Here is a 26,618-nt window from a genome sequence, read left to right as displayed (position 1 = left end):
TGGACGACTGATGAACCTTCCCGCTGATACCACCTTCCTGATGGTTCCCGGCCTGCGCGATCACGTGGCGGAACACTGGCAGACCCTGCTCCAGGCCGAGCTGCCGAACGCCCGTTCGGTGGCGCCGCTGGAGCACGACAAGCTCAGCCGTGATGCCCGCGTGACCGCGCTGGACGCTGCCCTGGCCGATATCGACGGCCCGGTGGTGCTGGTGGCGCATAGCGCCGGCGTGATGATCACCGTGCATTGGGCCGCGCAGCACCACCGCAAGATCCGCGGCGCGCTGCTGGCCACGCCTGCTGATCTTGAAACGCCGATGCCGGCCGGCTATCCGGACCACGCCACGCTGGCCGGGAACGGCTGGCTGCCCGTGCCCCGGGCACAACTGCCCTTCCCCAGCCTCCTCGCCGCCAGCCGCAACGATCCGCTGGCCAGCTATGAGCGCGCCGCGCAGATGGCCAGCGACTGGGGCAGCCGCCTGGTCGACCTCGGCGAAGTCGGCCATCTGAACCCGGCGGCCGGATATGGCCCGTGGCCGCGCGCGACCGAGTTGCTGGAAAAGCTGCTGCGCGCCAACTGAGCGGCAATAGCCTTCGCGTAGCGCAACGCCGCCACAGAGATTGCAGATCCCGTAGTACTCACAGAGACGGATTCATCCGCATCGCAACCAAAGGAAAAGAGGAGAAATACCAATGAAGCTCAGGAGCATGGCCGCGGCCGCGCTGCTCGCCTGTTCGGGGGGCGCCTTCGCCCAGTCGAACGTTACGCTGTACGGCGTGGCGGACATCAATGTGGAGTATGCCAATCACGTCGGCGCGGTCCCGACTGCCGCCAACCAATTCAACCGCGGCCCGGCCAACGACGTCTACCGCATGAACTCCGGCGGCGTCTCCGGCTCGCGCTGGGGCCTTCGCGGCAGCGAGGACCTCGGTGGCGGACTGCAGGCGCTGTTCGTGCTGGAAAGCGGCTTCAACGTCGACAGCGGCACCTCGCAGCAAAGCGGCAGGCTGTTCGGGCGCCAGGCGTACGTGGGCGTGCAGAAGCCCGGCATCGGCATGGTCAGCCTGGGCCGCCAGTACACGTCGATGTTCGAGGCACTGGCCAATTTCTCGCCCACGGCCTATGCCACGCAATACGAACCGGTGGTGCTGCAGTCTGGCCCGAACTTCCGTGAGGACAACACGGTCAAGTACACCGGCAAGTTCGGCCCGGTCACGGCGCTGGCGCACTGGTCGTTTGGCACGGGCCTGGCCTTGCCGGCCACCGTGGGCATCGCCACGCCGATCGGTGGCAACGGCGAGGTCCCCGGCCAGTTCCGGCGCGATACCGCCTATGGCGCCGCGGTTGCGTACCAGGGCGGCCCGTTTGGCGTGACCGCTGGCTACGATCAGTGGAACCCGACCATCGGCACCAGCAATGGCACTGCCAAGAAGGCCGTGGTGGGCGCCAGCTACAGCATCGGGCCGGCCAAGATCATGGGCGGCTACCGCTGGGGCCAGAACAAGAACGCGGCGGATGTCGTGATCCAGCGTGATGACTTCTACTGGATCGGCGCCAACTACCAGGTCACGTCAGCCATTGGCCTGACGCTGGAATACAACTACGACGACGTCAAGAGCCTGTTCGGCAATACCAACGTCGCCAATCCCTGGCAGATCGCTTTCGTGGCGAACTATGCGTTCTCCAAGCGCACCGACGTCTACCTGACGACCGCCTACGCCAAGAACGCCGGCCTGATGATGGAATCGCTGGCAACGGTCTACGCCAACAGCCTGTCGCTGGGCAACAGCTACGCGCTGGGCAATGGCCAGAGCAATATGTTCGGAGCCGCCGTCGGCATTCGCCACAAGTTCTGACCAGGCGATCCGGTCATCGGATCGACACCGGGCAATATGCTCGTTTGCGGCCGCCCGGGGGATTCCCCCGCGCGGCCGTTCTTTTTCGTTTCGAGGAGCAAGAAAAAGCCGCGGACGTGCCGCGGCTTGAGTAAGGGTCTAGCGGCGCAGGAAGGCGCCGACGACGCGCGCGGTGTTCTCCGCGCCGGTCACGAGGAAGAGATGCCCGTCGTCGAGTACGTGCAATTCCGCATTGGGGATTCGGGCGGCGAGGATCCTGGCATTGACCAGCGGCACGATGGGATCGTCGGCGCCGTGCATCACCAGCGTGGGCTGCCTGACCGCGCCCAGCCACGGCAGGCTGCTCCAGCCCCAGGCCGCCAGCAGCTGGTAGAGGTAGCCACGTCCCCGTGGCGGTTGCATGTGCCGTCCATGTTCGTCGAGCAGTGCAGGATCGTCGCGGAAGGCGCCGCCGTAGAGGTCGGCGCCAACGCGTCGCAGGTACTCCGGATCGCTGTAGCGGCGCACGCCGATCATCTTCGACAGCACCGACAGCCTGCCCGGCACCATGAGCACGCCGGGCGACGTTGCCGCCAGCACCAGGCGGCGGCAACGCTGCGGATAGAGCCGCGCGAATTCCTGCGCGAGCGCACCACCCCACGACACGCCGAGCGTATCGACCTGGCCCGCATAGCCAAGGTGCGACAGCAGCCTGTCGGCAAGCACGCAAAGGTTGGAGAAGCGGTAAGGCATCAGCGGCGCGGGGGAGCCGCCGGCGCCGGGAACGTCGAAGATGATGACTTCCACGCCCACCAGCGCATCGACGAAGGGCTCGATCAGTTCGAGGTTGGCGCCGATGCCGTTGAAGATGAGCAGCGGCGGACCCGCGTCGCTGCCGGGCCGGATGCCGACCCTGAGTTGCTGCCCGTCCAGATCTACAGTCTGGACCTGCATGTGGCCGGCGCTGATGCCGGCATTGCTTATTGTCATCAAGCTGTCCTGGAGTCGTTGGCGCGAAGGCACGGCCGCGATCGCTGCGATCGTGGCCGTGCACCCCGGTGCTTACTGCCTGGGTCGCAGGATGCCCTTCACTTCCTCGACGTTCTCGGCGATGCGCCGGCCTACTGCGGCAATGCTGTCGGCCTGGGTCTTGTACACGGTGTCGGTCAGGCCGCGCAGGCCGTTCACGGCCTTGTGCAGCGAGCGCGGCAGCACTTCAGAGACCTTGGCCGCCTGGCCGTCGGCATCCTTGCCGCCACGGGCCAGCGCCTGCAGGTCGGCGGCGGTCTCGCAGAGGTATTCGCCCTGCTGGCGCACCAGCGACTGCAGGCCGGCCAGCAGCGCGATATTCACGCCGGCCAGGGCCTCGATGTCCTTGCGGCGCGATTCGAGGATAGCCGCTGGGTCCAGGCGGTTCTGCTTGACGAAGTCAAACAGCTTCTTGTGCGGGGCGGTGTGTGCGGACAACGTGCCCGCGGTGTTGGTCGATTCCATCTTTATTTCTCCTGACAGGTTGGGTTGCAGAAAACGATGGCCCCGTGGGGCCGGTGGACTACGCTTCAGACACGTAAAGGCCAGGGGCCTCGCCGCAAGGCGCGTATTGCAGGCTGCCGGGGCTGGCCGGGGCGTTGCACTTCGGCCCGGAGCGCTTCTTCAGCCACTGGCTCCAGTGCTGCCACCACGAGTCCTGGGTGGCCGTGGCGCCTTCCAGCCAGGTCTCCGGGTCTCCCTCGGTGGCGTCGTTGCGGAAGAACTTCGCCTTGGGGTTGCCGGGCGGGTTGATCAGGCTCTGGACATGCCCGCTGGAGCTGAGCACGAACTCCGTGCGTCCGCCAAAGGCGCGCACCGAGCGGTACACGGCCTTCCACGGCGTGATGTGGTCGGTCATGCCGGCCAGCACGTATTTGTCGCACTGGACTTCGGACAGGTCGATGGCGTGGCCCAGCACGCGCAGCGTGCGCGGCGTGGCCAGCTGGTTCAGTGTGAGCATGTCGAGGAACTGGCCATGCAGGCCGGCCGGCAGCCGCGTGGTGTCGTTGTTCCAGTAGAGGACATCGAAGGCCGGCGGCGCATTGCCCAGCAGGTAGTTGTTGACCCAGTAGTTCCACACCAGGTCATTGGGGCGCAGCCAGGCAAAGACCCGACCCAGCTCCTCGCCGTCGAGCACGCCGCGCGCCTGGCTGCCCTGCCGGGCGGCCGTGACGGCTTCGGGCGTGCTGAACAGGCCAAGTTGGGACTGGGCATCCAGCCCGAACACCGACACCATCAGCGTGGCCGCATGCACCAGCTTCTCGCCGCTCGCGGCGCAGTAGCCCATCAGCGCCGACATCGTCATCGCGCCCGAGCAGGCGCCGTGCAGGTTCACGTTAGGGCTGCCGGTGATGTCGCGGATGGCGTGGATGGCTTCGACCAGCGCTCGGACATAGGTATCCATGTCCCAGTCGCGATGCGCTGCCGTGGGGTTGCGCCAGCTCACGATGAATACCTGCAGTTCCTGGGCCAGCAGGTACTCCACCATGCTCTTGCCCTGCGCCAGGTCGAACACGTAGAACTTGTTGACCTGCGGCGGCACGATGAGCTGCGGCCGCGAGTGGACCTTCTCGGTGGACGGCGTGTACTGGATCAGTTCCAGCACATCGTTGCGGAACACCACCACGCCCGGCGTGGTGGCCAGGTTCTTGCCAACACTGAACGCTTCCTTGTCCACCTGGGCGGGCATGCCGCGGTTGGTCAGGGTGTCGGTGACCAGGTTGGTCAACCCGCTGATCAGGTTCATGCCGCCTGACTCCACAGTTTTCCTGAGCGCCGCCGGGTTGCCCAGCAGCGTGTTGGTCGGTGCCAGCGCATCGGCAACCAGCGAGGTGAAGTACTCCGCGCGGTGCTTGCTGCGCTCGTCCATGACCGAGCGCCGGACAAAGCCGCTGATGAAATTGCGCCAGGTCTCGTAGCCCTGCAGCGACATGCGGTACAGCGGGTTGTCCTGCCAGACCGGGTCGCCAAAGCGCCGGTCGCGCGCCGACGGCAACGGGGCCGAGCCGTCCAGCACGCTGACCAGGTCCTGCGCCAGCTGCGCCTGCTGCTCAAGCACCAGCACCGGCTCCTGCAGGCACTGCGCGCCGATCTGCTGCGCAGTGCTGACCAGGTCTTCCAGGCGCAGGCCCACGAAGGGGTTGGGGCCGGCCATCATGTCCGGCATGCGTTCGATGGACGCCACCGCGGTGGCCGCGCTCACGGCTGCAGCCTGATCCGCACTATCGTCCCTATCGACCTTGGCGCTATCGATCTTGGCCATAACGACCTTCGCCCTGCCGGTCCTGCCGCCCTTGCTGCCCTGCTCTCTCGTACTGCTGACCCTCGTCATCCTGCGTCTCCCGCCTTATTCCTTGCTACTACTGTCTTGCTCATTGCTTCAGGCGACCAGCAGCGCCAGGGCTTCCGCCACCAGCGCGGGCTTGGCCTCGCCTTCGATCTCGATCGTGTTTTCCGTGCGCAGCAGCACGCGGCCGCCGCCCTTGTTGTCTGCAGCCAACAGGCTGACGCGATTGCGCACGCGCGAGCCCGCCTTCACCGGTGCCAGGAAGCGCGTCTTTTCCAGTCCGTAGTTGACTGCGGCGCTGGCATCGGCCGGGATCACGCCCATCTCTTGCATTTGGCCTGCCACCAGCGACAGCGTCAGGTAGCCGTGGGCGATGGTGCCGCCGAACGGACTTTCCTTGCCGGCACGCTCCACGTCAACGTGGATCCACTGCTTATCGTTGGTGCATTGCGCGAATGCGTCGATGCGCGCCTGGTCCACTTCCACCCAGTCGGACACGCCCAGTTCCTTGCCGACGAACGCGTTGAGCGTCGCCATGCGGTAGTTCTCGATTGCCATACGGCCTCCTACATTGATTGATCTTTTTGCCCGTGCCGCGTTGCGCCACAGTTTGGGTTTCAAAACCGGGATTCGTCCAGGTTCAGGAAACCGTCCTCGCCCGACGCACCGGTAATGGCCGCTTCCAGCGCCGCGGCGCGCGGCAGGATCTGCTTGGCGAAGAACTCAGCGGTGGCGATCTTGGCGGCGTAGAACGCTTCGTCCTCGCTGCGCTTGTGCGTCGCCACGACCAGCGCGCGCGCCATCTGCCAGCCCGTCAGCACGATGCCGGCCAGCTTGAGGTAGGCCACGCTTGCGCCAAACACCGCGTTCGGCTCCTTGGCCGCGTTCTCCAGCACAAAGTCGACGGCCCGGCCCAGCGCCATGCGCGCGTAGCCGAGTTGCACGAACATGGCGCTGCATGCCGCATCCGCGCCGCTACCGGCGCAGTCCCTGAGCGCATCGATGGTCTGGTCGACTTCGGCCAGGATGGCGCGCGCGGCCAGGCCGCCATCGCGCACGGTCTTGCGGCCCACCAGGTCGTTGGCCTGGATGGCGGTAGTGCCCTCGTAGATCGGCAGGATGCGGGCGTCGCGGAAGTGCTGGGCGGCACCGGTCTCCTCGATAAAGCCCATGCCGCCGTGCACCTGCACGCCCAGGCTGGTCACGTCCAGCGACATCTCCGTGCTCCAGCCCTTGATGACGGGCACCAGGAACTCGTAGGCTGACTTGAACTGTGCCCGCGTATAGGCATCCGGTGCGTGGTGGGCAAGATCCGAGTACGCAGCCGCCACCAGCGACAGTGCTCGCGCGCCTTCAGTCAGCGCGCGCATCTCGGTCAGCATGCGGCGCACGTCGGGATGATGGATGATGGCCACCGCCTCGCGCGACGAGCCATCGACCGGGCGGCTTTGCACGCGATCCTTCGCATAGGCCACCGCCTGCTGGTAGGCACGGTCGGAGATGGCAATACCCTGCACGCCCACGCCGAAGCGCGCTGCGTTCATCATCACGAACATGTACTCCAGGCCGCGGTTCTCCTCGCCGACCAGGTAACCGATGGCACCGCCATGGTCGCCAAACTGCAGCACCGCGGTCGGGCTGGCCTTGATGCCGAGCTTGTGTTCGATCGACACGCACTGCACGTCATTGCGCGCCCCCAGCGAGCCGTCGTCGTTGACCAGGAACTTCGGCACCACGAACAGCGAGATGCCCTTCACGCCCTCGGGCGCGCCCGGCGTGCGCGCCAGCACCAGGTGGACGATGTTGTCCGCCATGTCGTGCTCGCCGTAGGTGATGAAGATCTTGGTGCCAAAGACCTTGTAGCTGCCGTCAGCCTGCGGCTCGGCGCGCGTGCGCAGCAGCGCCAGGTCGGAACCGGCCTGGGGCTCGGTCAGGTTCATGGTGCCGGTCCACTCGCCGGCGATCAGGCGCGGCAGGAAGCGCTGCTTCAGCTCGTCGGAGCCAGCGGTGAGCAGCGCTTCGATCGCGCCGTCGGTCAGCATGGCGCACAGCGCGAACGACAGGTTGGCCGCGTTCATCATTTCCATGCACGGCGTGCCGACCAGCTTGGGCAGGCCCTGGCCACCAAACTCGACCGGGTGCACGATGCCCTGCCAGCCGCCCTCGCCGAACTGGCGGAACGCTTCCGCGAAGCCGGGGGTGGTCCTGACTTCGCCGTCATGCCAGCTGCTGGGTTGCTTGTCGCCGGCAACGTTGAGGGGGGCGATCACCTCGCCGTGGAACTTTGCGGCTTCGCCGATCACGGCTTCGACGGTGTCGGGGGTGGCGTCTTCATAGCCAGGCAGGCTGGCAATCTTTGTCAGTCCGGCCAGTTCACGGATGACGAACAGGATGTCTTTGGTAGGTGCGGTGTAGCTCATTCTCGGCCTCTGTGCGATGTTCACAGCGCCGGAATCCGATTCACTAACCGGTGGCACTGCAACGTTATGTGCCGATCGTAGTAGCGGCACGCACAAAGGCTGATACCCAAACCTGCCCATTCACTGACAAATCCTGCCGCTTTGCGCGGCAGCAGCCCTGCGCGCCCGCCGTGCGTCGCAAGAGCCAGGTAATGTGGCCAGATTTGTCAGTCGCCGTCCAGCTTTGCCAGCCGTGCAGGCGGGCCTATAGCGCGCGCCGGTAGGCGTTGGGGGTGCTGCCGGTCCAGTGGCGGAAGGCGCGATGGAATGCGGTGGGATTGTCGAAGCCCACATCGAAGGCAATGGCCGCGATGGGATCCTCGGAGCGCGTCAGGCGCTGGATGGCGATATCGCGCCGCACGTCGTCCTTGATCGCCTGGAAGGAAGTGCCTTCCGCCGACAGGCGCCGGCACAGCGTGCGCACCGAACAGTGCAACGCATGGGCCACCGCCTCGATGGTGGGCGACACCGGCAGGCACTCGGCCACGTATTGCCTGACCCGGTGGGAGCTCATCTGCTCGGCAAAGGAAACGAAGATCCAGTCCTCGGGCGCGCGCGACAGGAACTTCTCCAGATCCGGCTTGCGCTGGCGCACCGGCATGTCCAGGTAAGCCGCATCGAAGCCGATGCGGTTTTGGCGGCAACCGAAATGCACCGGGCCGGGAAACAGGTAGAGATGGTCGCCGGCCAGCGGCGAGTGATGAAACTGGAACTCCACTGCCTGCAGCGGGATCTTTTGGCGGATCAGCCACGACGCCACGCCATGCACGAGCTTCAGCATCAGTTCCCGCCCCAGCACGCTGACGGCGGGGCCGGCCGGGTTGTCTACCAGCTCCACATAGCCTGACCCACCATCGCGCCGCGACTCGATGCGGAAGTCATCGAGGATCAGGTGGAAGAACTGGCCGAAGCGATGCAGCGCCACCTCCAGCCTTGGCGCATCCAGCAAGCTCAGGCACAGGTACTTGAGCGTGCCATTGCGCAGCGGCCGGCTGAAGATGCCCGGCATTTCATCGTCGGCCTCCTTGGCGAGCAGGCGGTACAGCGTAGAAAACTGTTCCTGCGTGACGCGTGCGGCCGGCTCGGCCAGCAACTCACCGGCAATGCCTGAGCACTCGGCCAGCCGCGCGATCGCCATGGGATCGGCGCCGGCCAGGAAGCCATTGACGACAGAGATTGGGACGGTAGCGGACAGGCCGTTCACGCGGGGCGCAGGCAGTGCATGCCGGAGAGAAGGTGACGGCGCATTCTGTCACAGCGTGTGCGCGATGGAAATGCGGATCGATGCCTAGAGCAGTCCTTGCGCCGGCTCCGCGATGTCCGTCACACGCTCCTGCGCCTGCTGCTGCGTGCGCCACTTCGACACGCTGCAGCCGAACTGCCCGCTGAACCAGCGCGAAAACGCACTCAGCGAGGAAAATCCCAGCAGCGTGGCCACTTCCGAAAGCGGCCGCTCCGGGTTTTCGATATAGCCGATCACCAGCCCCGCGCGCGCCTCATTGAGGATCTGCGAATACGTGGTGCCCTCCTGCAACAGGCGCCGGTGTACCGTGCGGCGGTCCACGCCAAGATGCTGCGCCACGCGATCAACCGAGCACATGCCGCCCGGCAGCAGCACGTAGACCAGCTTGCGCACCTTGTCCGCCATGGTGCTGTTTGCCTGCGCGAGCAAGGTGCCGAGATAACGCTGCACCTGCCCCGCCATCACCGGGTCATAGGAAGGCAGCGGCGCGTCCAGGTCCGATGCCACGCAGACGATGCCGTCAAAGTCCTGGTTGAACAACGCCGGCATGCCGAACACGCGCGCCAAGGTAGCCAGGCTGGCGGGCGCGGCATGCGTGAAGCAGATGCTGCGCGGCCGCCAGCTCGGCCCGAGAAACAGGCTGAGCATGCGGTACATCACCCCGACGGCCAGGTCAGTGGCCTGGCGCAGCGTGCCGGGCTGCTCGCTCAGGATCTGCAGCCGGATCATCACCAGGCCTTCGGCCTCTTCCAGGCGCATCGCGAGCGCCTCATTCTGCAGGCCCATGTAAAGCACCATGGACTCCAGCGCCCGGCGCAGCGTGGGCTGCTCGCGCACCACGAAGGCCAGCGGCCCGAGGTTGGAGAACTGGCGCAACTCCGCCATGCGCAGGCCGAAGTCGTCCGCCTGCGAAGCGCGCGCCGACGCATCCAGCAAGCGGCCCACCAGCCCCGCCGGGATGCGGATATCGGGGTCCAGCAGGACGTCGCGGCCGATGCTGGCCGCGCGCAGTTGCTGGTGCGGGTCGAGCCCTACCGCGCGGGCGACTTCCACATAGTTGGTGAGGCTGGCGCTGCGAAGGTAGTAGGACATCGTGTTTTCCCTGACTGTCCCGAAATGTAAATCGTTCGTCCCGGATCGTCAAATCGCCGCGTGTCGATACACGATACTTCAGCCACTGAACTTGATACCGCAAACGCGACCGTCAGGTGCCGCCAGGCAGGCGGCAATCCAGGCGGTCCGCCCACAACATACCAGGAGCAACTGTGCAATTCCTCGACGATTCCCTGCACCCCGAAAACCAGGACAAGGTGGTCATCACCGTGGCGCCGTACGGCCCCGAGTGGATGCCCGCGGATTTCCCGGAAGATATTCCGGTGACGATGGAAGATCAAATCCAGAAGGCCGTGGATTGCTACAACGCCGGCGCCACCGTGCTGCACCTGCACGTGCGCGAACTGGACGGCAAGGGCTCCAAGCGCCTGTCCAAGTTCAACGAACTGATCGCCGGCGTGCGCGCCGCGGTGCCGGACATGATCATCCAGGTGGGCGGCTCCATCTCCTTCGCGCCGGAAGACGACGGCCAGGCGGCCAAGTGGCTGTCGGACGATACCCGCCACATGCTGGCTGAACTGGATCCGAAGCCGGACCAGGTGACCGTGGCGATCAACACCACGCAGATGAACATCATGGAGCTGCTATACCCCGAATACCTGAAGGGTACCTCGCTGGAGCATCCCGCCTACCAGGCTGCCTACCGCGAAATGACGGTGCCGGCCGGCCCGGGCTGGGTGGAAGAGCACCTGCGCCGCCTGAGCAACGCAGGCATCCAGCCGCACTTCCAGCTTACCGGCATCCATGCCATGGAAACGCTGGAGCGCATGGTGCGCGCAGGCCACTACAAGGGCCCGCTGAACCTGACCTGGATCGGCATCGGCGGCGGCTTTGACGGTCCCAACCCGTTCAACTTCTTCAACTTCGTGCACCGCGCGCCGGACGGTTGCACGCTGACCGCGGAATCGCTGCTGAAGAACGTGCTTCCGTTCAACATGATGGCGATGTCAATGGGCCTGCACCCGCGCTGCGGCATCGAGGACACCATCATCGACCAGCACGGCAACCGCATGACTTCCGTGCAGCAGATCGAGCAGTGCGTGCGCGTGGCCAAGGAACTGGGCCGCGAGATCGCCTCGGGCAAGGAAGCCCGCGAGATCTACCGCATCGGCACCTGGTACGACAGCGCCGACGAAACCCTGGCCGCGCACGGCATGGCGCCGAACCGCAAGGCCGGCCAGAAGAACCTGCCCCTGCGCGCGGCCTGACGCGCGCACCGGTGCGGCAGCGGGCGCAAGCGCCTGCCGCCGCACCGTCGTCCAACTTACCTTGCAAGCCATGAACCCGCCCCTCTCCGTCATCAATCCATGCCTGAACATCTGCCGCATGGACCTCGCTGGCAAGTATTGCCAGGGCTGCGGCAGGACTGCGGTCGAGATCGGCCGCTGGGCGCAGATGACCGACGCAGAGCGCGCCGAGGTCATGGCTTCGCTGCCGGCGCGCCAGTCGTGGCGCAGCCGCGCCCCGGCGCCCACCCCCTGATATTCCACAGCCTGCTGCGGCCTGCGCCGGGCTCGCCGGCTGGCGTCTTGAAGCTGCTGCCATGAACCATCCGTCCACGCTTTCGGTCGAGGCCTATTTCGACCTGATCTGTCCCTGGTGCCTGATCGGCAAGAAGCACCTGGAAAGCGCCATCGCCTTGCTCGGGCGGGAGCGTCCCGACGTCGCCGTGCAGGTGGAATGGCGTTCTTATCCGCTGATTCCGGCCATGCCGCCGGCCGGCCTGCCCTACCGCGACTTCTATGTGGCACGCCTGGGCAGCCCCCAGGCAGTGGCGGCACGCCAGGCACAGGTCTGTGCCGCGGCACAAGATGCCGGCCTCACCCTGGCACTGGATCGCATCGAGACCTTCCCGAACACCCTGCTGGCCCATCGCCTGGTACGCCTTGCCCGGCAACAGGCAGGGGCAGACGCGGCCGCTGCGCTGATCGACGAGCTGTTCACGCGCTACTTCCTGCGCGCCGAGAACATCGGTGATCCGCGCGTGCTGCGACAGGCCGCCGCGACCTGCGGCGTCGCGATTCCGGATCAGGTCCCGGCTCAACCCGATGCGGATGCACACCGTGACCTGGACTGGCTGCCGTCACTCGGCGGCCCGCAAGAACCGGTATTGCGTGCCGGACTAGGCGTGCCGCACTTTATCTTCGACGGCACCCGCAGCGTGTCTGGCGCGCGGCCTCCCGCCGCGCTGCTGGAAGCCATGCTGCACACGCTGGCGCGCGCGAAGCAGCGCGCCACCCGGGCCACCGCCTGAATACCCTGGCGACGGCGGCATTGCGCCCACGCCTCGATTTTTCTGCAATATCCCGTGTAACTGCCCCCGACAAGAAGGCTGGCATGGGCGTATCCATACCCTAGACTTTCAACGGAGACACAGATGCCTCAACGCCCTGCCCTTTTTCGCCTGCGCCACGCCGCCTTAGCCGCCGTCAGCGCCGTCATGGCCCTGTCCATGCCCTCGGCCATGGCGTGGACCAACAAGCCTGTACGCATGCTGGTGCCGGCCCCTGCCGGCGGCACCATGGACGTGATTGCCCGCCTTCTGGCCGACCAGCTGTCGCAGGATCTCGGCCAGCCGGTCGTGGTCGACAACAAGCCGGGCGCCGGCGGCGGCATCGCCATCAGCGCCATGCTGCAGGCACCGCCTGACGGCCAGACCATCATGGTGACGGCCACCAATGTGCTGACTGAAGTCCCCCACGTGCTCAAGACGCCGTACAACACGATGAAGGATATCCGGCCCGTGGCCGCGGTGGCACGCTCGCGCCTGCTGCTGGTGGGCGCGCCGTCCCTGCCCGCCAAGGACTTCAAGAGCCTAGTGAACTACGTGCATGCCAACCCTGGCAAGCTGAGCTTTGCCTCCTATAGCGCCGGCACCGCATCCCACTATGCCGGCGTGATCATGAACCAGAAGGCCGGGCTCGACCTTGCGCACGTTCCCTTTGCCGGCTCCTCGCCGGCGCTGGCCCAGGTGATGGGCGGCCAGATCGCGCTGATGTACGACGGCATGGTGACCTCGCTGCCGATGATCAAGGCCGGCAAGCTGCAAGCCTATGCCGTGGCTTCAAAGAACCGCTCGCCGCTGCTGCCCCAGGTGCCGACCTTCGCGGAGCTGGGTTATCCGGATGTGGAGTTCAGCAACTGGGTCGGCGTGATTGCCTCGGCGCGCGTGCCCGCAGAGCTGGCGCAGAAGATCCAGGCCGCCACTTACAAGGCGGCGGCAACGCCCAAGGTGCAGGAACGGATGCAGGCATTGAGCTATGAGCCGATGCGCGAGCAGACGCTGTCGGAACTGAACCAGTCCCTGAATGCCGAGTTTGAGCGCAATGCTGCGATCGTAAAGACCTTCAATATCCAGCCCTGACCCCGGCCACACGCCGGCAGCCAGTGCGCCTCCTTCGGGAGGCGCTTTGCTTTTGCCCGTGACGCGCGCGAAAGAACCCACCGTCGCGGGTTCTCCCCCAGCCATCACGCAAGCTATACCCCTCCCGAGGAAAAGCCGGCGCATCTTCACCTGGCGTTCGCGGCCGAGACTCGGCAGCAAGTCGAAGCTTTCTATCGCGCGGCTCTGGAGGCGGGTGGCAAGGACAACGGTGCGCCTGGCCTGCGACCGCACTACCACGCAAACTACTATGCAGCGGTCGTCATTGGTCCGGACGGGCACAACATCGAAGTAGTCTGCCACCAACCCGAGGCCTAGCCCCTCATGTCAAACACCGATCGGCGATAAAGCAAAAAAAAGCGGCAGTCCCCGCCCGAGGACTGCCGCGAATTCCCTTTACTACCCTTCAGGCTGCGTCTTCGCGCAGCTGCTTCTTGTTGATCTTGCCGACACTGGTCTTCGGGATCGCTTCAATGAAGGTGATGCGCTCGGCCTCCGGTACGGCATACTTGCTGATCCGGCGCGAATCCGCGTGCGCCATCAGCTGGTCGCGGATCTGCTCGGCCTTGACTTCGGCGCCCGCCTTGCGCACCACGAAGGCCATCGGCCGCTCGCCCCACTTCGCATCTGGCACGCCGATCACGGCGCATTCCTGCACCCCCGGCACCTCCGTGATCAGGTTCTCCACTTCAATGGAAGACACCCATTCGCCGCCAGTCTTGATGACGTCCTTGATACGGTCGACGATCTGCACGAAGCCGTCCTCGCCCATCACCGCGACATCCTGGGTATGCAGGAAGCCGCCCGACCACAGGTCTTCCGACGCTTGCGGCTTGCCGAAATAGCCCTTGGTCAGGAACGGCGCGCGCAGCACGATCTCGCCGCGGCTCTTGCCGTCGCGCGGCAAGTCCTGCATGTCTTCGCTGACAATGCGGTAGTCCACCAGCGTCACCGGGCGGCCGGTCGAGCAGCGCATGCGGACTTCCTCGGCGCGGTCCCTGGGCGTACAACCCGGCGGAATCTGGGCCAGCGACACGATCGGGCCGGTCTCGGACATGCCGTAGCCGGCAAAGATGTCGATGCCCCGCGCCAGCGCCGCCTCGCACAGCGCGGGCGGCAGCGCCGAGCCGCCGATGATGATCTTCCAACCCGACAGGTCCTGCGCGCTGCCCTGCGCGGACTGCAGCAGCATCTGCAGGATGGTCGGCACGCAGTGCGAGAAGGTGACTTTCTCGGTCTCGCGCAGCTTCAGCAGCGCATCCGGGGCGTAGCGGCCCGGCAGTACGGTACGCAGGCCCAGCATCATGGCAATGTACGGGATGCCCCATGCCAGCACGTGGAACATCGGCGTGATCGGCATATAGACGTCTTCACGATGCATGCGCTGGCCCTCGCGCGGCGAACACAGGCTGGTTGCCGATGCCAGCGTGTGCAGCACGATCTCGCGGTGGCTGTAGCAGACGCCCTTGGGATCGCCGGTGGTGCCGGTGGTGTAGAAGGTCGCGGCCTTGGTGTTCTCGTCGAAGTCCCTGAACTCGAAGTCGGGCGACGCGTCGTCGAGCAGCGCCTCATACTCCCCCGCCAGCGGCAAGGTTAGCGCCGGTGCGTCCTGGCCGTCGGCCATCAGCACGAAGCGCGGGTTGCAGGTCAGCTCGCCGCGGATCTGCTCGAGCACCGGCGCGAAGTCCGCATGGAACAGTACGACGTCCGCGCCGGCGTCGTTCAGCGTGTACAGGATCTGCTGGGGCGACAGCCGCACGTTCACCGTGAACAGCGTCGCGCCCATCATGGGTACGCCGAAGTAGCACTCCAGGTAGCGATGGCTGTCCCAGTCCATCACCGCCACGGTGGTCCCGTGGCCGGCACCGAGCGCGGTGAGCGCCGAGGCCAGCTGGCCGATGCGGCCGCGGAAATCGCGGAAGGTGTAGCGCATCTGGCCGCGGTAGCTGATCTCCTGGTCGCCGTAGAGACTGACCGAGTTGATCAGGAGCTGCTTGACCAGCAGCGGGTAAGCGTAGGCCGACTGTGCGGCCGTAATCAGGTTGTCTTGCATTGCTTGTCCTGCCTTGTCCATCAGTACGGCTTGCTGCCGATAATGCCCGCGCGCTCCATCTTGCGGTGGCAAGGCGGATAGTCCATCACGGCGTAGTGCTGGGTGGCGGTGTTGTCCCAGATCGCCACGCAGTTGGGTTCCCAGCGCCAGCGCACCTGGTATTCGGGGATATACGCCTGGCTGACCAGGTAGCGCAGCAGGTCGCCCGCGCCCGGATTGGCGTCCTGGCCGGAGCGCACCCGCCCAGGCGTGTGGTAGTTGGTGAAATGCGTGGTGAAGGCGTTCACATAGAGGATCTTCTCGCCGGTATCCGGGTGCGTGCGCACCACCGGGTGTTCCGCGTCGGGATACTGGGCCTTCAGCGCCAGGCGCTTCTCGATCGGCATCGCCGCGCCAAAAGAGGCCTCGATGCTGTGGCGCGCGCGCAGGTCGGCGATCTGCTCCTTGATGTACGCAGGCAGGCGCTCATAGGCAAGCGCCATATTGGCCCACATAGTGTCGCCGCCAACTGGCGGGCATTCCACGCAGCGCAGCACGGCGCCGAACTGCGGGGCTTCGCGCCAGGTGGCATCGGAGTGCCAGGCGTTCTCGTAGCGGTCGTTGGGCTGGTCCGGGGTCTTGTAGATGCGGACCAGGCCCGGGTGCTCGGGATCGCTGCCGGCGACGGGATGGTCTTCCAGCTGGCCAAAGCGCTGGGCAAAGGCGACATGTTCGGCGCGGCTGAACTGCTGGTTGCGCAGGAACAGAACGCGGTGCTCCAGCAGCAAGGCGCGGATCTCGGCAAACAGGCCGTCGTCGCGAATCGCATCGGCCAGGTCGACACCACTCAGTTCGGCGCCAAGCGCGCAGGTAGTTTGTTGGACTTGCATGGCGTTGCCTCAGATGACGAAGATCGAAGAGCCTGTGGTCTTGCGCGACTCCAGGTCTTGGTGTGCCTGCACCGCATCTTCCAGGGCATAGCGCTGGTTGATCTCGATGCGGATACGGCCCGCGCCGACGTGATCGAACAGTTCGCCGGCCAGTTCGGCCTTTTCGGCCGGGTCGGCGATGTAGTCCGCCAGCGCAGGACGTGTCAGGAACAACGAGCCCTTCATGGCCAGCAGCACCGGGTCGAACGGAGGAATCGGGCCCGAGGCGGTGCCTACGCACACCATGGTGCCGCGCCGCTTGAGCGAATCCAGCGACGCCATGAAGGTCGACTTGCCCACGCTGTCGAACACCACCGACACGCCGACGCCATCGGTCAGCGCGCGCACCCGCTCCGCCACGTCTTCATGGCTGTAGTTGATGACATGATCGCAGCCGTGCGCCCGCGCCACCTCGGCCTTGGCTTCGGAGGAAGCCGTGCCGATCACGGTCAGGCCCAGCAGCTTGGCCCACTGCGAAACGATCAGACCCACGCCACCGGCCGCGGCGTGCAGCAGGATGCTGTCGCCTGCCTTGAAGGCGTGGATACGGCGCATCAGGTAAGCCGAGGTCAGCCCGCGCATGGTCATGGCCGCCGCGGTCTCGAAGCTGATCGTCTCAGGCAGGCGGATCAGCGCTGCGGCGGGCACCAGGCGCGAGGTGCTGTACGCGCCCAGGGTATTGATGAAGCCGGTATAGGTCACGCGATCGCCGACGGCAACATTGGTGACGTCCGGGCCGATCGCCTGCACCACGCCAGCCGCTTCCACGCCCATGCCCGAAGGCAGCGGCACGCGGTAAGTCCCGTTGCGGAAATACGTATCTGCATAGTTCAGGCCAACCGCCACGTGGCGGATGCGTACCTGGCCGGGGCCGGGGTCGCCCACTTCAGTGCTTTCATAGCGCAGCACTTCCGGCCCGCCGATCTCGTACATCCGGACAATTTTTTCCACAGCTTTAGTCTCCTGGGTCAAGGGCGGCGCGAGGTGCGCCGCGTATGGAGACCAATGTAGAACCGGGCGCGTGCCGGCGCTTTGCAACAGATTCCATCGACTTTGCATTTCATGCCAAGCGCTACAGAAGCCGTGGCCAGAGGCCGGGTCTTACGCTGCCACGGATCGCCTGATGCGCTTTCCCATGATTTGCGCAGTCGGCCCACCGTGGAACTGGCCGCTGCCTTCGTACACAGAGCCTTTCACCATGCTGCGCAGTTCTACCGTTCCCCCGTCGACCAGCAAGTCGCCGGCAATCATTCCGGAGATAACTGCCCTGCCGCGCACAATGACATTGCCGCCGCCGCACATGCTAGTCATTTCGAGGCTGTGGGTCCTTTTCGACGGTGATCTGCCCCGTGGATGTTTCGCAACCGCAATAGCGCTACAAGATGGCAAGCCGACCCCGCAGTGGCAAGAATATTTCTAGACATCGCCTTACCCCACGCGGCCACTGTCATGCTGAACAGGCCAGCACCGATTCGTGGGATGGAGCAAGCGGCCGCACGCTGCCAGGGCGCCGCTTCGAGCAGCACGTCCTGGTACTGCGACCGTTATCCCCAGCTCGACTTGCTGGTCACCAGCGGCGACCCGGCTGGTCGACCTGCTGGGCGATGGGATCTACTGCGACGAATCGCGCGGGTATCCGCGCGATTCGTCGCTGGTGGTCAGCGGTTGGCGGATGTGCCGGAGGTGCTGTGTGCCAGTCCCGATTCGCTAGCCGCGCACGGCACGCTGCACGATCCGTGCTGGCCGGCTGGTCGCAGTTGTTGGCGCCGTGGCGGTGGCCAGATTTGCCGGTGGCGCTGTATTCGTTCTCCCGGCATCTGGCGTCTCGAGTGCGCGCGATCGTGGATTGCGCGGCGGGCTTTTCGGGGAGCGGTTTAAGCCATTAGCGGGGCGCGACATGAGGCCGACAGCCGTGTTCAACTGGCGCCGACTTCGTTCGTGAGCGACTTGCCGCTTTCGAACTCCGTCACGCTGCGCAAGGTTGTTTCGCAAATGGTCGTCACGGCCTCGCGCGTGAGGAAGGCTTGGTGCCCGGTCACGATCACGTTAGGAAAGGTGATTAGCTGCTGCAGCACGGAGTCGTCGACGATGGTGCCGGACAGGTCGCGGAAGAACAGGTCCGCCTCCTGCTCGTACACGTCGATCGCCAGCCCGCCGAGTTGCCCGCTCCTGAGCGCTTCGATGACTGCTTCCGTGTCGATCAGCCCGCCGCGGCTAGTGTTGATGAACAAGGCTCCCGGCTTGGCGCGCGACAGCGTTTCGGCGTTGATGATGTGATGGGTCTCGGGCGTGAGCGGGCAGTGCAGCGAGATGCAGTCCGCGCTTGCGCCGATTTCTCACACGGCCACGGTCTTGCCGCACAGGTCGAAGCCCATCAGGCCTTCAAGCGAGAAATTGAAGTCCCGCGTGCGGTTGTAGGCTCGGTGGATCTTGCGGTTGACCGCCATCAGCAGGGCCGCCGCGTGCTCGGCGACCGCGTTGGGCGAGTAGCGGCCCGAGACGACGCACACGGCCGAGCACGAGGGCGACCAGCAGCAGCGCGGCGAGCCCCAGCGCCAGCGTGCCGAGGCCGGGAATCGGCACCGGGATCAGCCCCACCAGGAGCCCGAGGGCCGCGCCGATGCCGATCGAGATAAAGCTCAGTTCGGCGGTGCCCTTGATGGAGTCGCCGAACAGCACGTGAATCGGCTTCATGTGGGCGCGATTGACCAGCAGGACGACGCGGTCACCGAACTCGAGGATGAGGTCGTCGCTGGGCATCAGGTCGGCATCGCCGCGCCGCACGTGGGCGATCGAGCAGACCATGCCTTCGGGAAAACGGATATCGCGCAGCGTGTGCCCTACCACGAGGCGGCTTGAGGCGAACACGCGCATATAGTCCAGGTCTTCGCGATGGCTCGCCATGTGGCCCGGCTGCAGTTCCCCGCACAGCGAGGTTGCTTCACGCAGCACGGCCGGGTCGGTGGCGATCGCGAGCAGCACATCGTTGGCCTGCAGGACCAGGTCGTCGGCGGACGGCTGGTTGTGGTGGGCGCGACGCACGGCGGCAATCGCCACCCCGTCCGGCCTCGAAAATATACGATGCGCCGCACGAATTCAAGAATTGAAGCGGCGCGGCAGCGGGGCTACCAAACTTCCCAACTCTGCCAAACCTGCAATCGGCCCTCCGTCAGCCTGCGGCGGGACGCGCGAGCGGGTCGCTTCGGGCACCGCCGGGCTGACCGGCAGCATCATCCCGATCCGCATCGCGTGAGGTCCCACCTGGGCGAACAAGCGGCCGCCGTGCTGGTGGCGGTCCCTTGACGATGGCCAGTCCCAGCCCGAGGCTCTGCCGGGCTGTCGCTGCGCGCCCCGTCGGCATGGTAGAAGCGGTCAAACAGGCGGTTGGCACCTCTAAACACAAATCTTCTGCCAAGCCCTGTCTCCGCCTTACGGCAGCGCCGGCCTCGCTTTCGCCCACATGCTGCGGCCAACCGCGCGCTAACCAATCGAGCCTAGGAACGCATCCAGACCAACATTCCATAGAACAGCACCGCCAGGAAAAGGGTCTCCAGCACCATCAAAGCCACGGGCTTCCAGCCCACGGTCAGGATATCCTTCATGTGGGTTTTCATTCCGATCGCGGCCATGGCCATGACCGAGCACCACTGAGACGTCCCCTGACCCGCATGCGAACCAACGCTCGCGGCCACCTCCGCCTGCTGCCGTGCGTCGGTGGCCTGTTCCGCCTCCAGCCGGCGACCCAGTCTCCCGAACGCGCTACGTTGCCTCCGGGGAGCCGGCGATGAATATGTCGCTCCCTTAGTCAGCGGTTGTGGCGGTCATCGCGTCGGCGCCGCGATCGCGAAAGAAGATGACGAAATAGACCGGATGGCCGGCACGCAAGGCCACGCCCACCTGCGAGTCGTCCTTGAAGCCGCCGATGCCCGGGCCGCCTCAGCCGCTGCGCGGGTAACTCGGCCGTGATAAGGATGCCATGCGGTATTCAATGGGTCAGCGTGGCGGCGAGCGCGGCGAGGAACGCCTCAATCGCGTTGACAGGATGACAAATTATTAACTCAGTGTGAGACCCGATTTTTCTACGGCCCGATCAGGGGGCAGCCGCGGACCTGCAATACGCGAGCTCATCAAATATTAACGACTTCCCCGTCCCGCGATAACGATCGCGTCCATCAATCTGAACAGGAGGGGAAGTCATGTGCGGCGCCAAAGCCTGTAGAGCGCACCTACTGGACGCTGATTGTCGCCTTCATATGCGGGTGTATCCCGCAGAAGATCTTGTAGACACCTGGTTTATCGAACCTGAACTTGTACGTGTCGTTCTGATCGAGCGCGCTGGAGTGGAACAGACCGGCGTCGTCGACAACCGTGTGCGGTTCGCCATCGAGATTTTTCCAGGTCACGGTCGAGCCGGCTTTGATCTTGAGCGACATCGGCGAGAACGTGAAGTTCTTCACAACGACGACATTAGTCTGCTGAGCTTGCGCGACGGAGAACTCGAAAACCAATGCCGCCATGAGCATACCGGCCCCGAGGGGGACGACATAGGCGCGGCGAAAGATAGTCGTTAGCATGATGCGGGTCCTGGCTGGTGAGCAGTACGTGGCAATTCAGGCGAGCGTTGTGTCGGCAAGCGTCGCTGTGAGCGGGTGGCGCAAGATCTTGATGCTGGTCACGCCAAGCATCTTGGAAAGCTGATCGCGCGGTACCGTCAGCGGCATGGGTCCGGGACCATTGCCGGCCGTCGGTTGCGGATAGGCCGTCGAGCGCGCCGTATGGAAGGTGATATTGCCCTCCACCTTCGACACAATCTGGTGGATATGGCCGTTCAAGACAGTGACCGAACCGAAGCGCTTCAGATTGCTCATTGCCTCACCGGCATCGCCGGTGCCCCAACCCCACGGTTGGTAGATCGTCCACATTGGCATGTGAGCGAAGACGACGATCGGTGTGCTGGTTGAGCGCTCCTTCAGATCCGCTTTCAGCCATGCGAGTTGGTCGTCGCCCAAGCCCCCCAAACCGTTCGGCTTGAAATGCATCACGTTGACCAAGGCGATGAAGTGCACGCCCCTGTGGTCGAAGCTGTAGTAGCCCCTATTGCCAGAGGCTTGACCGAAACGGTTGAAGTACTCCGTCCCGGGCCCATCGGTCACATCATGCTCGCCAGGTACGGTATGGAACTCGGTGATATTCAGGCCCGACATCAATTGGGCCGCGTGGTCGAACTCTTCCGCCTTGGAAAGATGCGTAATGTCGCCGGTGTGAATCGTCAGCGCCGGCTTGATCGGCATGGCGTTGACGTAGTCGATCGTCTTCTTGAGCGTGCCCGCTACGTCGGGATTGGCTTCCTTATTGAAGCCAATATGGGTGTCGCTGATCTGCAGGAAAAGGGGGACCCCCGCGGCAACTGAAGGGTCCTTCCCTGAGGCGGCAATGGCCAACTCCACCGGCGCGAAAACACCGCCGGCCAAGACAAAGACGGTCCCCGCACCACCGAAGGCGAGACACTTCAACGCGGCGCGGCGCGACGAATCGGATGGAAGATCTGACGACATAATGCCCTCACGATTAAGGTTAGAGAGGTAGATCGCCGGACTATCCGACGGGCCCTCTCGATTGGGTTCAAGTGCTAGACTGTCAAGCCATCCGTTTTATTCCACCGTAAGCACCGCACTGCGTCGGCCCGGAAGCAGGATGCGCACGCAGGTCCGTTATGAAGCGTTCAGCTTGGCCGGCATTGGTAATCGCCCTGTAGTTCATTCCTGCGGCAATCTGGTGGCCGAGGTGACAACTCGCTGCCCGTATAGGTGAAGCACGGCGCACGCATCGTGGCTCGGTCACATGGATGTTGATCGGGTGCGGCTTGTTGCGATGGGTAATCAAGACTGGCGCATCGAGAGCTTGGAGAGTCGAGCATGTCGCGCTTTCCCTATCTTCAACGATTGCGGCCCGCGGGTGTCAGAACGGTCCGGCTGGCCACCGGATTGGTGTTGTTCACTTACGTAGGGACGCACCTCCTGAATCACTCGCTGGGGAATATCTCGCTCGCATGGCTGGAGCGTGATCTGCTTGTGCAGAAGTTCATCTGGCAGGGATGGCTCGGAACGGCCGTACTGTACAGCGCGCTGGTGATGCATTTCTTCCTGGGTCTGTGGGCTCTATACGAACGGCGCTCGCTGAACTGGACGCCAGGTGAGGTCGCGCAACTCGTCCTCGGCTTGTGCATACCGCCGCTGCTAGCCAACCATGTTGTCAATACGCGGGTCGCCTTTGCCGCGTTCGGCCTGAACAAGGGTTACGCACAGTTGCTGTATTCGTTCTGGATCACCTCACCGTTCTTCGGTCGTGTGCAGCTGATGCTGTTGGTGGTCGCCTGGCTGCACGGGTGTTACGGCATCTGGTTCTGGTTGCGGTTGAAACCATGGTTTGCTGCGTGGCGGAGCGTGCTGCTGAGCATCGCCGTGCTGCTCCCGGTGCTCGCGCTGCTAGGCTTCTTGCAGGGCGGACGGGAAGTGATGGCGCTTGCACAGGATCCCGTCTGGCGCGCGGCGGCGACCCGGCCGACGGTTATCGGAACAGAGCTGCAAAATCTCTGGCTTATCGAGCTGCGCAACGATTTTTTGCTCTTCGCTGGTGGTGCTCTGCTGCTGGTGCTCGCAGCGCGGCTGGTGCGCACGGTGCGGGAGCGCCGGGTTGGGCGCGTCTGCGTGCTGTATCCGGACGGACGAAAGGTATTCGCGCCGCTCGGATTTTCGGTTCTCGAGGCCAGCCGCATGGCCGGCGTTCCCCATGCCAGCACCTGCGGCGGCCGCGCCCGATGCACCTTGTGCCGGGTACGCGTGCTCAGCGATGTGCCGCTGTCCCCGCCGGCCGAGGCAGAGCGGCGTGTTCTAGAGCGGCTGGGAGCGGATTCGCAGACAGTGCGCCTCGCCTGCCAGTTGCGGCCGACCCACGACCTCTCCGTGTGGCCACTGGTGCCACCGGCTGCATCCACGGCCTTCTTGCAACGGCGCCAGTGGGACGTCATGCCGCATGAGCAATTCGCGGCGTTCATGTTCGTGGATATGCGGGATTCCACGAAGCTTGCGGCGGCACAACTACCGTTCGACAGCCTATTCGTGGTCAGTCGCTTCTTGAGTGCAGTCTGCTCCGCAGTAGTCCAGGCAGGCGGCGTGCCAAACCAGTTCCTGGGGGACGCAGTGCTCGCGATCTTTGGCTTAAGCGGCGAGCCGTCCGCCGCCTGTCGTCAGGCGCTAAGCGCGGTGCCGCTGGTGGCATCCAGCATCGACGAACTCAACGTTGCACTCGAGCAGCAACTGCAGACCAGGATCCGGTTTGGCATTGGATTGCACTGCGGCCGGGCGGTAATGGGACAGATTGGTTTTCGCGAGCATGTCGCGTTCACTGCGATTGGTGACCCGTTGAACGTGGCCTCGAGACTTGAGCAGTTGACAAAAGAGCTCGCTTGCGAGGCGATCGTCTCAGAACAGGTCTTCCAGCATGCTGGCGTTTTGGCCGCCGACCTGCCGCAACTTTCCGCACGCCTGCGAGGCCGCGATGAGCCGGTAACTGTCCGCGTGCTGTCCAAGTCGGCACAGATGCCTCGGGCCTGACTGCGCCTCTCCGGCACGGCCGCCCGTGGCGCCGCCGCTGACCGTGACCGGGCAGACGTGCTGCCAGCTAAATTAGGAGCAACATGACTATACCCACCTCCAAGCTGCGGGTCGCCAGGCCAACAGACGACATCAAGGCGCTCTTGCCGTTCTATCGCGACGGCCTGGGTCTGCAGGTCCTCGGGGAGTTCGAAGATCACGAAGGCTTTGACCAGGTGCGCGGCAAGCCTCGGCCTTTAGGCCGGAGAAGGATAGCGCGGACGCCGTCGGCGTCCTTTCGGCGGCTAATGCGGCGTCTGTTAGGTGAACGTGATCGTCCTCCCCATCGAACTCCACCAGTTCAGCTTCGAAATCTGCGCAAACGCCGGTAAATATGTCGCGCAGGTCCTCTGCCGAATGTCATTGTCGTCGCTCATAGGCCAAGAGTATGATTGGGCCATGCAGCGTCTTCAAGCCTTCAAATACGAATTGATGCCGAACGGCGAGCAGCAGCGCAACATGCGCCGTTATGCCGGATCGTGCCGGTTCGTCTATAACAAGGCGCTGGCGTTGCAGAAACAGCGTTACGATCAAGGCGAAAAGAAGCTCAGCTATGCCGGTCTGTGTAAGCAACTCACGGAGTGGCGCAACAGCACGGAAACAGCATGGCTGGCCGATGCACCAGTCCATCCTCTTCAACAGACGCTCAAGGACTTGGAGCGGGCCTACACAAATTTCTTCGCAAAACGGGCCGACTTCCCGCGTTTCAAGAAGAAGGGTCTGGGCGACAGTTTCCGCTATCCCGACCAGAAGCAAATCAAGCTTGATCAGACCAACTCGCGTATCTTTTTGCCCAAGCTGGGCTGGCTGCGATACAGGAACAGCCGCGACGTACTCGGTGAGGTACGCAATGCCTGCGTCAGTCTTTCGGGCGGCAAGTGGTTTGTTTCGATCCAGACTGAGCGGAAGGTCGAGCGACCTGTGCCGAAAGCCACCAGCGCCATCGGCATCGACATGGGCATCGCTCGCTTTGCCACCATGAGCGATGGCACTTTCCTCGCGCCGCTCAACAGCTTTAGGAAGCACGAAGCCAGACTGCGCCGTGCGCAGCGGGCGATGAGCCGCAAGACGAAATTCAGCAACAACTGGAAGAAGTCCAAGGCCCGAATCCAGCGTATCCACGCACGCATCGGTAACGCCCGCCTCGACTACCTGCACAAAGCCACGACCACGATCAGCGAAAATCAAGCGATGGTGTGTATCGAGGACCTGAAGGTACGGAACATGTCCAAGTCAGCGGCCGGTTCAAGCGGGCAACCGGGCAAGAACGTCAGGGCCAAGTCCGGCCTGAACAAGGCCATCCTCGATCAGGGTTGGTACGAGTTCGGGCGTCAACTGGAATACAAGCTAGCGTGGAATGGCGGCTGGCTAATAGCTGTGCCGCCACAGCACACCAGTCGCACGTGCCCTTGCTGCGGGCATGTATCTGCCGAGAACCGGCAGAGCCAGGCGAGCTTCGCCTGTGTGGCATGCGGCTATGCGAATCACGCCGACGTGGTCGGCGCGATCAACATTTTGGCGCGGGGGCACCGCGTTGCAGCCTGTGGAGAGTCGGCGTAGTCAAGCCGCTTTACGAAGCAGGAACCCACCGAAGTGACTACGTAGAGCATCACGTAGCGCCGTAGGAATCCTCGTCCTTTCCGCCGTAAGGCGGCAGCCGAAGGCTGAGGACGGGGAGGATGTCAAGGACTCATGCTTGGGGTCCCTCAGGGCCCCAATCACTTTGAGTTCACACACCACCGGGGGCACGGCGCAGGGCGGGCGCCGACGCAGGACAACCTTGTCGTGTTCTATATTCAAGACCACGCGGTGTGGCAGGCGGCAGTCGAGCGCATGCCGCAAGCGGGCTTCGAGGCCGTGCCGTCGCGCAACCCTTACTGGGACCGGGAGGGGCTCACTTTCGAGGATCCGGACGGCTACAGGGCGGTACTTCAGCATGGGGCCTGGAAAGATGGTCTCTGAGGGTTGGGCGATGCAATGCGTTGCTGCAACGGCAGGCCCGGTGCACTTGGTTGCCGCCGAAGGGTGTAAGTGCGCAATCGGAAGGTGGAAAGTACGGAGCAGGTCGATGCCTCCTCAGGGTCGCCGCAATCTGGGCACGTCTCGGCACGCACAGCTTCGTCCCCGATGACTTCAGTCGCTCCGCCACAGTACGCTTCATGCGCGATCCGCCGCCCAGGTACAGGCCGCCGTTGTGGAAGAACTGACCGTTCGGCACGCCGCACAGGAACCCACGACAGCGGTTACCGTGCGGCGGCGGCACAAAGGCAGCATTTCAGGCGTGAGCGCCGTCGGTGAACGGATCGCGCGGGTCCGTGACCTTCTCACCGTCCGTGAAGACATCGAATTTGCCTGTCTTCGCGCCGTTGGTGAACGGATCACGAGGCCCGGCAACGTGGGTATTGCAGTCGGCGCAGGTACTGTCGGTGCGACCAGCAAAGGCATAGGATTGGGCTGCGAAGGATGCCAGCGCGGCAGCAGCCAGCGGAATCAGGATTTTCATGACAATCTCCAGATGCGGTAAGTCCAGGGCGCGAGGCACAGAGCGTGTCGCCACGTGGGCTGTGCCCTGGTGCTGCACGACGCTCTGTCTCCGTGGCGATCCAGGATCCCGCGGAAACCAGTGCGCCGTGCACTAGTAAGACGCTGGCTGAGCG

General features: G+C 64.5%; 23 protein-coding genes and 6 pseudogenes. 11 read left to right on the top strand and 18 right to left on the bottom strand.

The window, feature by feature from the left end:
- The first annotated feature begins 10 nt into the window (after positions 1 to 10).
- Both CNE_RS08995 and CNE_RS08990 read left to right on the top strand, forming a co-directional pair.
- Positions 11 to 580, top strand: a complete 570-nt coding sequence (locus CNE_RS08995) for an RBBP9/YdeN family alpha/beta hydrolase (RefSeq protein ID WP_013956817.1) — start codon at positions 11 to 13, stop codon at positions 578 to 580.
- Positions 581 to 692: 112 nt separating this feature from the next.
- Positions 693 to 1,856, top strand: a complete 1,164-nt coding sequence (locus CNE_RS08990; protein WP_013956816.1) for a porin — start codon at positions 693 to 695, stop codon at positions 1,854 to 1,856.
- A gap of 138 nt (positions 1,857 to 1,994) precedes the next feature.
- Here CNE_RS08990 and phaZ read toward each other — a convergent pair whose 3' ends face one another.
- The 7 genes from phaZ to CNE_RS08955 form a co-directional block, all read right to left on the bottom strand.
- Entirely contained in the window at positions 1,995 to 2,825 is an 831-nt protein-coding gene (phaZ, locus tag CNE_RS08985) for a poly(3-hydroxyalkanoate) depolymerase (protein ID WP_013956815.1), read from the bottom strand.
- A 72-nt stretch (positions 2,826 to 2,897) separates the two neighbouring features.
- Positions 2,898 to 3,329, bottom strand: a complete 432-nt coding sequence (locus tag CNE_RS08980) for a phasin family protein (protein WP_013956814.1) — start codon at positions 3,327 to 3,329, stop codon at positions 2,898 to 2,900.
- Positions 3,330 to 3,387: 58 nt separating this feature from the next.
- Positions 3,388 to 5,019, bottom strand: coding sequence for an alpha/beta fold hydrolase (locus tag CNE_RS08975; RefSeq protein WP_148271630.1), 1,632 nt, complete (start codon positions 5,017 to 5,019; stop codon positions 3,388 to 3,390).
- Positions 5,020 to 5,244: 225 nt separating this feature from the next.
- Positions 5,245 to 5,709, bottom strand: a complete 465-nt coding sequence (locus tag CNE_RS08970; protein ID WP_013956812.1) for a MaoC family dehydratase — start codon at positions 5,707 to 5,709, stop codon at positions 5,245 to 5,247.
- Between the two features lie 59 nt (positions 5,710 to 5,768).
- Positions 5,769 to 7,571, bottom strand: a complete 1,803-nt coding sequence (locus tag CNE_RS08965; RefSeq protein WP_013956811.1) for an acyl-CoA dehydrogenase — start codon at positions 7,569 to 7,571, stop codon at positions 5,769 to 5,771.
- A gap of 244 nt (positions 7,572 to 7,815) precedes the next feature.
- Positions 7,816 to 8,814, bottom strand: coding sequence for an AraC family transcriptional regulator (locus CNE_RS08960; RefSeq protein ID WP_013956810.1), 999 nt, complete (start codon positions 8,812 to 8,814; stop codon positions 7,816 to 7,818).
- A gap of 84 nt (positions 8,815 to 8,898) precedes the next feature.
- Positions 8,899 to 9,945 carry an AraC family transcriptional regulator gene (locus CNE_RS08955; RefSeq protein ID WP_013956809.1) on the bottom strand — a complete coding sequence of 349 codons (1,047 nt, stop codon included), beginning with the start codon at positions 9,943 to 9,945 and terminating at the stop codon, positions 8,899 to 8,901.
- A gap of 173 nt (positions 9,946 to 10,118) precedes the next feature.
- On the opposite strand from CNE_RS08955, the gene CNE_RS08950 reads away from it, so the two are divergent.
- The 5 genes and pseudogenes from CNE_RS08950 to CNE_RS39160 all read left to right on the top strand — a co-directional run.
- A complete protein-coding gene (locus tag CNE_RS08950) occupies positions 10,119 to 11,174 on the top strand; it encodes a BKACE family enzyme (protein ID WP_013956808.1) in 1,056 nt (351 codons plus the stop codon).
- A 70-nt stretch (positions 11,175 to 11,244) separates the two neighbouring features.
- Positions 11,245 to 11,448, top strand: a complete 204-nt coding sequence (locus CNE_RS08945) for a DUF1289 domain-containing protein (protein ID WP_013956807.1) — start codon at positions 11,245 to 11,247, stop codon at positions 11,446 to 11,448.
- Positions 11,449 to 11,509: 61 nt separating this feature from the next.
- Positions 11,510 to 12,220, top strand: coding sequence for a DsbA family oxidoreductase (locus tag CNE_RS08940; protein WP_013956806.1), 711 nt, complete (start codon positions 11,510 to 11,512; stop codon positions 12,218 to 12,220).
- A gap of 123 nt (positions 12,221 to 12,343) precedes the next feature.
- Positions 12,344 to 13,330 (top strand): Bug family tripartite tricarboxylate transporter substrate binding protein, encoded by a 987-nt coding sequence (locus CNE_RS08935; protein WP_013956805.1) that lies wholly within the window; start codon positions 12,344 to 12,346, stop codon positions 13,328 to 13,330.
- 123 nt (positions 13,331 to 13,453) lie between these two features.
- Positions 13,454 to 13,666: pseudogene (locus CNE_RS39160) on the top strand (VOC family protein); the annotation flags it as partial.
- Positions 13,667 to 13,754: 88 nt separating this feature from the next.
- On the opposite strand, the gene CNE_RS08930 reads toward CNE_RS39160, so the two are convergent.
- The 9 genes and pseudogenes from CNE_RS08930 to CNE_RS08900 all read right to left on the bottom strand — a co-directional run bounded on the left by CNE_RS08930 (position 13,755) and on the right by CNE_RS08900 (position 21,864).
- Entirely contained in the window at positions 13,755 to 15,401 is a 1,647-nt protein-coding gene (locus tag CNE_RS08930; RefSeq protein ID WP_013956804.1) for a fatty acid--CoA ligase, read from the bottom strand.
- 20 nt (positions 15,402 to 15,421) lie between these two features.
- Positions 15,422 to 16,270 carry a TauD/TfdA dioxygenase family protein gene (locus tag CNE_RS08925; protein ID WP_013956803.1) on the bottom strand — a complete coding sequence of 283 codons (849 nt, stop codon included), beginning with the start codon at positions 16,268 to 16,270 and terminating at the stop codon, positions 15,422 to 15,424.
- 9 nt (positions 16,271 to 16,279) lie between these two features.
- Positions 16,280 to 17,260 carry a quinone oxidoreductase family protein gene (locus CNE_RS08920; protein WP_013956802.1) on the bottom strand — a complete coding sequence of 327 codons (981 nt, stop codon included), beginning with the start codon at positions 17,258 to 17,260 and terminating at the stop codon, positions 16,280 to 16,282.
- A 965-nt stretch (positions 17,261 to 18,225) separates the two neighbouring features.
- Positions 18,226 to 18,798 (bottom strand): annotated as a pseudogene (locus CNE_RS08915) (NAD(P)-dependent oxidoreductase); the annotation flags it as partial.
- Positions 18,794 to 19,375 (bottom strand): annotated as a pseudogene (locus CNE_RS08910) (TrkA C-terminal domain-containing protein); the annotation flags it as partial. The pseudogenes CNE_RS08915 and CNE_RS08910, both read right to left, overlap by 5 nt.
- A gap of 428 nt (positions 19,376 to 19,803) precedes the next feature.
- Positions 19,804 to 20,001, bottom strand: a complete 198-nt coding sequence (locus CNE_RS42705) for a putative sulfate exporter family transporter (RefSeq protein WP_080569539.1) — start codon at positions 19,999 to 20,001, stop codon at positions 19,804 to 19,806.
- Positions 20,002 to 20,149: 148 nt separating this feature from the next.
- A pseudogene (locus CNE_RS43025) lies at positions 20,150 to 20,242 on the bottom strand (DUF3141 domain-containing protein); the annotation flags it as partial.
- A 293-nt stretch (positions 20,243 to 20,535) separates the two neighbouring features.
- Positions 20,536 to 20,883: a cupredoxin domain-containing protein gene (locus CNE_RS08905; RefSeq protein ID WP_013956796.1), complete on the bottom strand. Its 348-nt coding sequence runs from the start codon at positions 20,881 to 20,883 to the stop codon at positions 20,536 to 20,538.
- Between the two features lie 36 nt (positions 20,884 to 20,919).
- Positions 20,920 to 21,864, bottom strand: coding sequence for a metallophosphoesterase family protein (locus CNE_RS08900; RefSeq protein ID WP_013956795.1), 945 nt, complete (start codon positions 21,862 to 21,864; stop codon positions 20,920 to 20,922).
- A 360-nt stretch (positions 21,865 to 22,224) separates the two neighbouring features.
- Here CNE_RS08900 and CNE_RS08895 point away from each other — a divergent pair, with 360 nt between their 5' ends.
- Positions 22,225 to 23,922, top strand: a complete 1,698-nt coding sequence (locus tag CNE_RS08895; RefSeq protein WP_013956794.1) for an adenylate/guanylate cyclase domain-containing protein — start codon at positions 22,225 to 22,227, stop codon at positions 23,920 to 23,922.
- Between the two features lie 83 nt (positions 23,923 to 24,005).
- A pseudogene (locus CNE_RS42880) lies at positions 24,006 to 24,134 on the top strand (VOC family protein); the annotation flags it as partial.
- Positions 24,135 to 24,222: 88 nt separating this feature from the next.
- On the opposite strand, the pseudogene CNE_RS39145 reads toward CNE_RS42880, so the two are convergent.
- Positions 24,223 to 24,306, bottom strand: a pseudogene (locus CNE_RS39145) (transposase); the annotation flags it as partial.
- A gap of 54 nt (positions 24,307 to 24,360) precedes the next feature.
- On the opposite strand from CNE_RS39145, the gene CNE_RS08890 reads away from it, so the two are divergent.
- Together CNE_RS08890 and CNE_RS08885 are read left to right on the top strand one after the other, a co-directional pair.
- Positions 24,361 to 25,521: an RNA-guided endonuclease InsQ/TnpB family protein gene (locus tag CNE_RS08890; protein WP_049800573.1), complete on the top strand. Its 1,161-nt coding sequence runs from the start codon at positions 24,361 to 24,363 to the stop codon at positions 25,519 to 25,521.
- Between the two features lie 132 nt (positions 25,522 to 25,653).
- Positions 25,654 to 25,923, top strand: a complete 270-nt coding sequence (locus CNE_RS08885) for a VOC family protein (protein ID WP_013956792.1) — start codon at positions 25,654 to 25,656, stop codon at positions 25,921 to 25,923.
- 313 nt (positions 25,924 to 26,236) lie between these two features.
- Here CNE_RS08885 and CNE_RS08880 read toward each other — a convergent pair whose 3' ends face one another.
- Positions 26,237 to 26,464 (bottom strand): hypothetical protein, encoded by a 228-nt coding sequence (locus CNE_RS08880; protein WP_013956791.1) that lies wholly within the window; start codon positions 26,462 to 26,464, stop codon positions 26,237 to 26,239.
- Between the last annotated feature and the right edge of the window lie 154 nt (positions 26,465 to 26,618).

This window comes from Cupriavidus necator N-1, assembly GCF_000219215.1.
GTDB lineage: Bacteria > Pseudomonadota > Gammaproteobacteria > Burkholderiales > Burkholderiaceae > Cupriavidus > Cupriavidus necator.
The sequence above is the reverse complement of the archived record's forward strand: the minus strand, read 5'-3'. Positions and strand labels throughout refer to the sequence as shown.

Excerpts from the sequence above, each read along its gene's own strand:
- CNE_RS08965 (WP_013956811.1), bottom strand. The coding sequence starts at position 7,571 with ATGAGCTACACCGCACCTACCAAAGACATCCTGTTCGTCATCCGTGAA.
- CNE_RS08880 (WP_013956791.1), bottom strand. The coding sequence starts at position 26,464 with ATGAAAATCCTGATTCCGCTGGCTGCTGCCGCGCTGGCATCCTTCGCA.
- CNE_RS08970 (WP_013956812.1), bottom strand. The coding sequence starts at position 5,709 with ATGGCAATCGAGAACTACCGCATGGCGACGCTCAACGCGTTCGTCGGC.
- CNE_RS08945 (WP_013956807.1), top strand. The coding sequence starts at position 11,245 with ATGAACCCGCCCCTCTCCGTCATCAATCCATGCCTGAACATCTGCCGC.
- CNE_RS08925 (WP_013956803.1), bottom strand. The coding sequence starts at position 16,270 with ATGCAAGTCCAACAAACTACCTGCGCGCTTGGCGCCGAACTGAGTGGT.
- CNE_RS08980 (WP_013956814.1), bottom strand. The coding sequence starts at position 3,329 with ATGGAATCGACCAACACCGCGGGCACGTTGTCCGCACACACCGCCCCG.
- CNE_RS08935 (WP_013956805.1), top strand. The coding sequence starts at position 12,344 with ATGCCTCAACGCCCTGCCCTTTTTCGCCTGCGCCACGCCGCCTTAGCC.
- CNE_RS08975 (WP_148271630.1), bottom strand. The coding sequence starts at position 5,019 with ATGGCCGGCCCCAACCCCTTCGTGGGCCTGCGCCTGGAAGACCTGGTC.
- CNE_RS08895 (WP_013956794.1), top strand. The coding sequence starts at position 22,225 with ATGTCGCGCTTTCCCTATCTTCAACGATTGCGGCCCGCGGGTGTCAGA.
- CNE_RS08930 (WP_013956804.1), bottom strand. The coding sequence starts at position 15,401 with ATGCAAGACAACCTGATTACGGCCGCACAGTCGGCCTACGCTTACCCG.
- CNE_RS08885 (WP_013956792.1), top strand. The coding sequence starts at position 25,654 with ATGCTTGGGGTCCCTCAGGGCCCCAATCACTTTGAGTTCACACACCAC.
- CNE_RS08890 (WP_049800573.1), top strand. The coding sequence starts at position 24,361 with ATGCAGCGTCTTCAAGCCTTCAAATACGAATTGATGCCGAACGGCGAG.
- CNE_RS08940 (WP_013956806.1), top strand. The coding sequence starts at position 11,510 with ATGAACCATCCGTCCACGCTTTCGGTCGAGGCCTATTTCGACCTGATC.
- phaZ (WP_013956815.1), bottom strand. The coding sequence starts at position 2,825 with ATGACAATAAGCAATGCCGGCATCAGCGCCGGCCACATGCAGGTCCAG.
- CNE_RS08905 (WP_013956796.1), bottom strand. The coding sequence starts at position 20,883 with ATGCTAACGACTATCTTTCGCCGCGCCTATGTCGTCCCCCTCGGGGCC.
- CNE_RS08955 (WP_013956809.1), bottom strand. The coding sequence starts at position 9,945 with ATGTCCTACTACCTTCGCAGCGCCAGCCTCACCAACTATGTGGAAGTC.
- CNE_RS08990 (WP_013956816.1), top strand. The coding sequence starts at position 693 with ATGAAGCTCAGGAGCATGGCCGCGGCCGCGCTGCTCGCCTGTTCGGGG.
- CNE_RS08995 (WP_013956817.1), top strand. The coding sequence starts at position 11 with ATGAACCTTCCCGCTGATACCACCTTCCTGATGGTTCCCGGCCTGCGC.
- CNE_RS08900 (WP_013956795.1), bottom strand. The coding sequence starts at position 21,864 with ATGTCGTCAGATCTTCCATCCGATTCGTCGCGCCGCGCCGCGTTGAAG.